The organism is Formosa undariae, assembly GCF_042427615.1.
In the GTDB taxonomy this organism is placed as follows: Bacteria; Bacteroidota; Bacteroidia; order Flavobacteriales; family Flavobacteriaceae; genus Formosa; species Formosa undariae.
The window spans coordinates 47,537-53,707 of the sequence record NZ_JBHMEZ010000030.1 but is presented as its reverse complement, the minus strand read 5'-3'; the positions used below and the strand labels follow the sequence as shown (position 1 = coordinate 53,707).

Here is a 6,171-nt window from a genome sequence, read left to right as displayed (position 1 = left end):
TATCTTTTTTAATTTAAACTAAATCCGATAAATAAAACTCTGTTAATGAACGTTTTGCTTTACTAAACTACCGTAGTTGCGTCGCTAAGCGGGTGCAAAGATACATACTTTCTTTCTTATCAAACTAATGTTTCTGAGGTTTATTTTGAAATAAACCTCAAGTTGTAACCCGTCAGCGCGTTAGAAGTGAAAATAAATCAGAGGTTCAATTCAAACACCCCATTTACTTATCTACACACTATTATATATAACGTATTAGTCATTAAAATCAGAGACTACTTCTGTTTGGTAAAGTCTTACATCTCTGCTTTCATATATAAATAGAGCAACCAGATTCCCATGTATTCATTATAGTACAATCATTCATGTACTATGTATAACTTTAAGCATTATGGAACATAAACTGAGCTCACAGCAAAGAACACCATAATGTGCTTCTCCTATATATAGTATACCGTTTCAATGATAACAAAGACTAAGTTCTATTATCACGTATAGGTCATCACAATGATTAAGCGCTCATACCTTATATACTAACCATCATGGCATAGTAACCATAAATTAACAGCTATACTCGTATTCATTATAAAAGCCCCTAATACACTAGTCGCAAAAGCAAGTGTATATAATACGTACAAATACTATTACCAAAGTCCTCCCCTTAATTTAAACAGAATCCCCTATCCAAGTTTTACAAGATCCTAGCGTTATAATATCCATCTCTCAATCTGTAAGTCCGCAGTACAATCACACCACAAAAAAAAGAGCCTTCATTTCTAAAAGCTCTTAATTCTATATTACTCTAAATTGTTACTTGTACATATTAAACTTTTCTAACTTCTCCATTGACCTTTACTAACACTAAATCATAACAAGTATGCAAACCTATTAAACGATTAAACACTTGGAAGATTTTTGGATTATAGTTTTAGCTGTTCCACGGCTCACCTCAATTACATAACAGATAAGGACAAAGGAAAGTCTATATCTACAAAAAGAAGTTCCAAACAATTCCAAAACGAATCGCTAAATCACGGTATGGATAGTTAGGTGCCGAATAGTAATCGTACCCGGTTAATGCCGCATTAAAATGTTCGACCTTAAAGTAAATACGTGTTTGTTGGATTTTAGCATTCAAAAAGAAATCAAGTCTAGGGAAGTTCCCATATTCACGATCTGTTTGCACATAGAACTCTGCTAATAAAGGATCGTATGCATTCATATAATAATCGGTAAAGTAATTAAACGTAATTCCTGTTTCCAAAAGCAATGCTTTACTAAAAAATTCGTTTCTATAATATAGTGTATTACGTGTGACGAACTCTGGCATATTCATAACCTGGTTATCATCCTGTACGTTCTGATACATTATAGAGTTATCTAAAGCAAAATGTCCAAATCTAATCTCTTTATCTAAACGCACTCTTAAATAGGTAATAGTCTCACTATTTTGAAACGCCTTCACTCCTCCTTCATCATCTTTAGCAAAATATGCATAATCACTAACTGTAGAATAATCGACTGTTAGATTTAGTAACTTATCCGATTCGATCTTAAAACTTAATTGTTGCGTTTTTTCTGTACTAAAATTATTCTGCCAGTTGTAGTTTAGATAATCACTTTGATATAGCAAAAAATTATAATTAGGTTGCGACGCGTTATGATTAATTTCTGCGCTCACTAATATATCATCTGTAAATTGGTATCCTGCCTTCCCTGTAAAATAGTTTCCAGCAAAATCTCCTGTAACATTTAACCCCGCATCCCCGTATATATCGAATCCGCCGAATTTGTTATGATACTTTCCACCAACAGCTACAACATTTCCTTTTATTCGATTTGTAATACGTTGGTCTTCTAAAATTACAATCTGATCATACCCATAGTTATAATTATCGTGACTAACATTAAATTGTAAGTCTCCCAAAAGCCTATTACTATAGTTTACCTGAAACTCGTTATAAAAGTTTTCGAGTGATGCACGATCGCTTAAGCTTGATGTTTTAAACGAATCACCAAAATAATCGCTTGCCGAAGTTTGATTAAATTGATAAGACTGATCATCGAACGACATAATATGATTCACATTTAAACTATGATTGGCCAAAGAATCGTTTGGTTTAACGATATAATATCTATGATCTAAATGAAAACGTTTCGCTTTTAAAACATTATCTGCATCTTCAAAATTCACATCGAACACACCTCGATCTAAAAATTCGATATCTCCAGATTCAAAATACCCCATTCCTTCGGTAGTCAATCCGCCGTTTTCTTCATTACTAATATCCTGAGCTAAAAAATGAATTTTGGCAATGTAACGTTCATTCTTCGTTTTATAATTGGTTGTAAATTCGAAATTCCCTGAACTGGCAAGAATATGCTGATACTGTCCTAAAGATCGTAACCCTTTATAGGAAATAGAAAAATTAAACTGTTCTGACGTATTTACTGTAAAAAAACCCTGAGCTACCTGCCCTTGTTCAAATCCTGTTTTGTAAAACAACTCGGTTAACGGGGTTGGCACATGGTAATATTTTATATCCTCTACCGTTCTATAAGCAAAAGATTTCCCTCTTGCTCCCAAATCCGGCATTAGCCGTTGCGATTTAAAATCGTAGCTCAACGTATTATACGTTTGTCCCATATTGGAAAACGCCATAAGATTGAAATTATCTTTCCTTAAATCGTTAAATTTATATTCCTTGTGAATCGATAGGGTCGTATCCAAATACGTTGTATCGTTTAAATTGGACACAATAAGATATTGTTCGATTTTAGCAACCTTTTGTTTACTTCCTTTAGAATTGGAAGTATCGATTGATTTTAGAGATAATTCGTTTTGAGTTGCAGCATCGCCTCTTTCTGTTCGACTTCCTACATTTAGATTTTCAACTTGAGAAAAAGCTAACTGAGTAAAACACAATAAAAAGAATGACAGAATGATTTGCTTCATAATTATTTTTTAGACCTTGCAAAGGTAAATACAAAATATGATATCAGTATATAACAAAACTATAATTTAAATGCTTGCCCTTAACTATACAGAATACGAGTTTGAATGTGGTACAGATGAGGCCGGACGTGGTTGTTTAGCCGGTCCAGTAACAGCTGCTGCAGTAATTTTACCTAAAACATTTAAAAATTCGATATTAAACGACTCCAAACAATTATCGGAGAAGAAGCGGGATTTACTTAAACCCATAATAGAATTGGAAGCAGTTTCTTATGGAGTGGCACATGTTTTTCCCGATAAAATTGATGAAATCAATATTTTAAACGCTTCTATACATGCCATGCAATTGTCTATTGCAAAACTAAATCCGAAGGCCGAATTTATTAGTGTAGACGGCAATCGATTTAAGCCATATTTAGATGTGCCTTATGAAACCATTATTAAAGGAGATGGAAAATATTTAAATATTGCAGCAGCTTCCATTTTAGCAAAAACATATCGTGATGAATATATGAATATTATTCATAAAGAATTCCCGATGTATAATTGGAAACAGAATAAGGGTTACCCGACTAAAGAACATCGTGCGGCCATAAAAAAATACGGCCCAACAAAATACCACCGCTTATCTTTTAGATTACTACCAGATCAGTTAAAACTAGAAGTATAACTTCCTATATTTGTAAAAAATTTCTATTTATGAGAGTGCTTTTCTTAGCCCTGTTTTTTAGTATATTCCTAATAAGTTGCGATACCAACACAACAACGCAACACCGTTTGATTGAATTTGTTCCAGAAGGCGCTTCGACTTTAATTAAAACGAATAATATTGAAGATCTAAAAAGTAGTTTAACAAACAACGATTTAATTCAGGAATATAATACGAGTCCGTTTTATAAGTCTTTAGAGCACATTTTAAAAAACACTACAGCCTTTAAACCTAAAGCAGAAACTCTCTTCTGTTTTTCGAAAGACCAATCGGATAGTACTCAAATTACCTTAATTACAAAATACACGCCCGACCTTTTTGAATTCGATTCGTTAAGTAAGCCAAAGCAAGAACAAATAAAGTTTAAGAATGCCACAATAACCAAAACACTATGGCATAAAGAAACGTTGTATAGTACAATTGTAGACAGTGTATTTATTGGTTCGACTTCAAAAACCATTATTGAAAACAGCTTAGATGTAAAACCAGTAAGTTCCGAACTTCAAAAAATATACAATACTACAGCTACCGAAAAAACGTTTGCTGTAATTTTAGATACTGAACATGTAAAAGAATCGACCTTGTTTTTTAGCTCTGATTCTATTCCGCTTCAAAATTTCACAAAATATATTGCTTTAGATACAGATATCACTCAGGATCAAATTACGTTAAACGGCATTACAAAAGCGCCAGATTCTACAAATCAATTAATCAACATTTTCAAGAATACGACGCCACAAGAAAACAAAATGGCGCACATTACTCCAGAAGACAGCGATGGGTTTATGAGTTTAACGTATCAAGACTTTAGCAACCTACAAGCGAATTTAGTCGCACTAAATAATCAGGAACCACCAGAAACAACTTTGTTTGACAATACCGATGAAATTGGTGTGATATATAATAAGGACAAACGTGCTGTTGTTTTACACAGTCTAGATCAAATGGCAACTGATGAAGCCTTGTTAGATTCGCAAGAGGTTTTAGAGGAATTCCGACAGATAGAAATTAAAAAATTCGAATATCCAGATTGGTTTGCAAGAACTTTTCATCCGTTAATAAAGACAAAAACAGTTTCATTTTATGCAGTATTAGATTCGTTTTTTGTGTTTGCAAACGATTTGGAGATGCTTCAAAATATAATTATTGCATTTCAGAATAATTCAACACTAAACAAACGTGACTTCTATACGAGTATTACCGAAGATTTAAGCGATGCCTCTTCCTTAATGTTGGTAGGGAATTCTAATCTTTTAGGAGATGTTTTAGCTTCTAATTTTAAAACAACCACTAAGGCAAAAACGAACGATTATAGAATTTCAGCGATACAATATATATACGATCATAATTTTGCACATTTAAATGCGGTGATCAAAAAGACAAGAACGAAGGTTAAAGAAAACTCAGTGAGCCAGGAACTAAATATAAAACTGGATGCCGATCTTTTAAATAGTCCACAATTTGTAACCAATCATATTTCTGGAGACAAAGAAATAGTCGTTCAAGATATAAAAAACAACCTGTACTTAATCTCTAACAAAGGGAAAGTACTTTGGAAAAAGCAATTAAACGAAGCCGTTATTGGAGAGGTTTCGCAAATAGACATGTATAAAAATGGTCGACTTCAATTGGCATTTACAACAGCCCATCATCTTTATGTAGTCGATCGTAATGGAAAGGATGCACCCCCCTTTCCTATTAATTTCAAAGATCAAGTCACCCAACCGTTGGCTGTGTTCGATTACGACAATAATAAAAAGTATAGACTATTGGTGGTACAGAACCAAGAGGTTTTAATGTACGATGCCCAAGGGAAATCGGTAAATGGGTTCAACTTTAAGAAAGCAAACAACACCATTAACCATAAACCACAACATTTTAGAGTGCGCGGAAAAGACTATTTAGTTTTTAAAACTGCCAATAAACTCTATATATTAAGCCGAACAGGTCAAGTACGTGTAACGCCTAAAAAATCGTTCACGTATTCTAATGAGGCGGTTTATATTTACAATAATAAATTTGCGACGACTACAGACCAAGGTGATTTAATTCTTGTAGATACAAACGGGAAAGTCTCTAGCGAGAATTTAAATCTTGGAAAAAACCATCATATAGATGCCACCACTAGAACCATGATCACGCAATCGGCAAACAAACTAACCATTAGAGATAAAACTTTAGAGTTAGATTTTGGAAGCTATACGCCTGCTAAGTTGTTTTTAATTAACAATAAGATATACGTTACGACTACAGATTTACAAGCTCAGAAAGTATATGTCTTCGACAGCCAAGGTGAAGAAATCTCTAACTTCCCTGTTTATGGAACAAGTGCAATAGACATCGCGAATCTTGATAAAGATAAGCCGCTAGAAGCTGTGACCAAAGGAAACGACAATGCTATAATTATTTATCAGATTAATTAAAAGACCTCCAAATTAACGGCTTGATTTTATTATTAAAACTGAAGCTAATTTAGTACTATTGCATCCCTTAATTTTTAAGATTA

General features: G+C 33.4%; 3 protein-coding genes. 2 read left to right on the top strand and 1 reads right to left on the bottom strand.

Features of this window, described 5'->3' with window-relative positions:
* Nucleotides 1-988: 988 nt before the first annotated feature.
* Nucleotides 989-2,956 (bottom strand): putative porin, encoded by a 1,968-nt coding sequence (locus ACFFVB_RS16595; protein ID WP_382384346.1) that lies wholly within the window; start codon nucleotides 2,954-2,956, stop codon nucleotides 989-991.
* A 70-nt stretch (nucleotides 2,957-3,026) separates the two neighbouring features.
* On the opposite strand from ACFFVB_RS16595, the gene rnhB reads away from it, so the two are divergent.
* Both rnhB and ACFFVB_RS16585 read left to right on the top strand, forming a co-directional pair.
* Nucleotides 3,027-3,626: a ribonuclease HII gene (gene rnhB, locus ACFFVB_RS16590; RefSeq protein ID WP_382384345.1), complete on the top strand. Its 600-nt coding sequence runs from the start codon at nucleotides 3,027-3,029 to the stop codon at nucleotides 3,624-3,626.
* Nucleotides 3,627-3,655: 29 nt separating this feature from the next.
* Nucleotides 3,656-6,088: a ribonuclease HII gene (locus ACFFVB_RS16585; RefSeq protein ID WP_382384344.1), complete on the top strand. Its 2,433-nt coding sequence runs from the start codon at nucleotides 3,656-3,658 to the stop codon at nucleotides 6,086-6,088.
* Nucleotides 6,089-6,171 lie beyond the last annotated feature (83 nt).

Bases quoted from the DNA above. Each gene is read 5' to 3' on its own strand.
- ACFFVB_RS16585 (WP_382384344.1), top strand. From the start codon at position 3,656: ATGAGAGTGCTTTTCTTAGCCCTGTTTTTTAGTATATTCCTAATAAGT.
- rnhB (WP_382384345.1), top strand. From the start codon at position 3,027: ATGCTTGCCCTTAACTATACAGAATACGAGTTTGAATGTGGTACAGAT.
- ACFFVB_RS16595 (WP_382384346.1), bottom strand. From the start codon at position 2,956: ATGAAGCAAATCATTCTGTCATTCTTTTTATTGTGTTTTACTCAGTTA.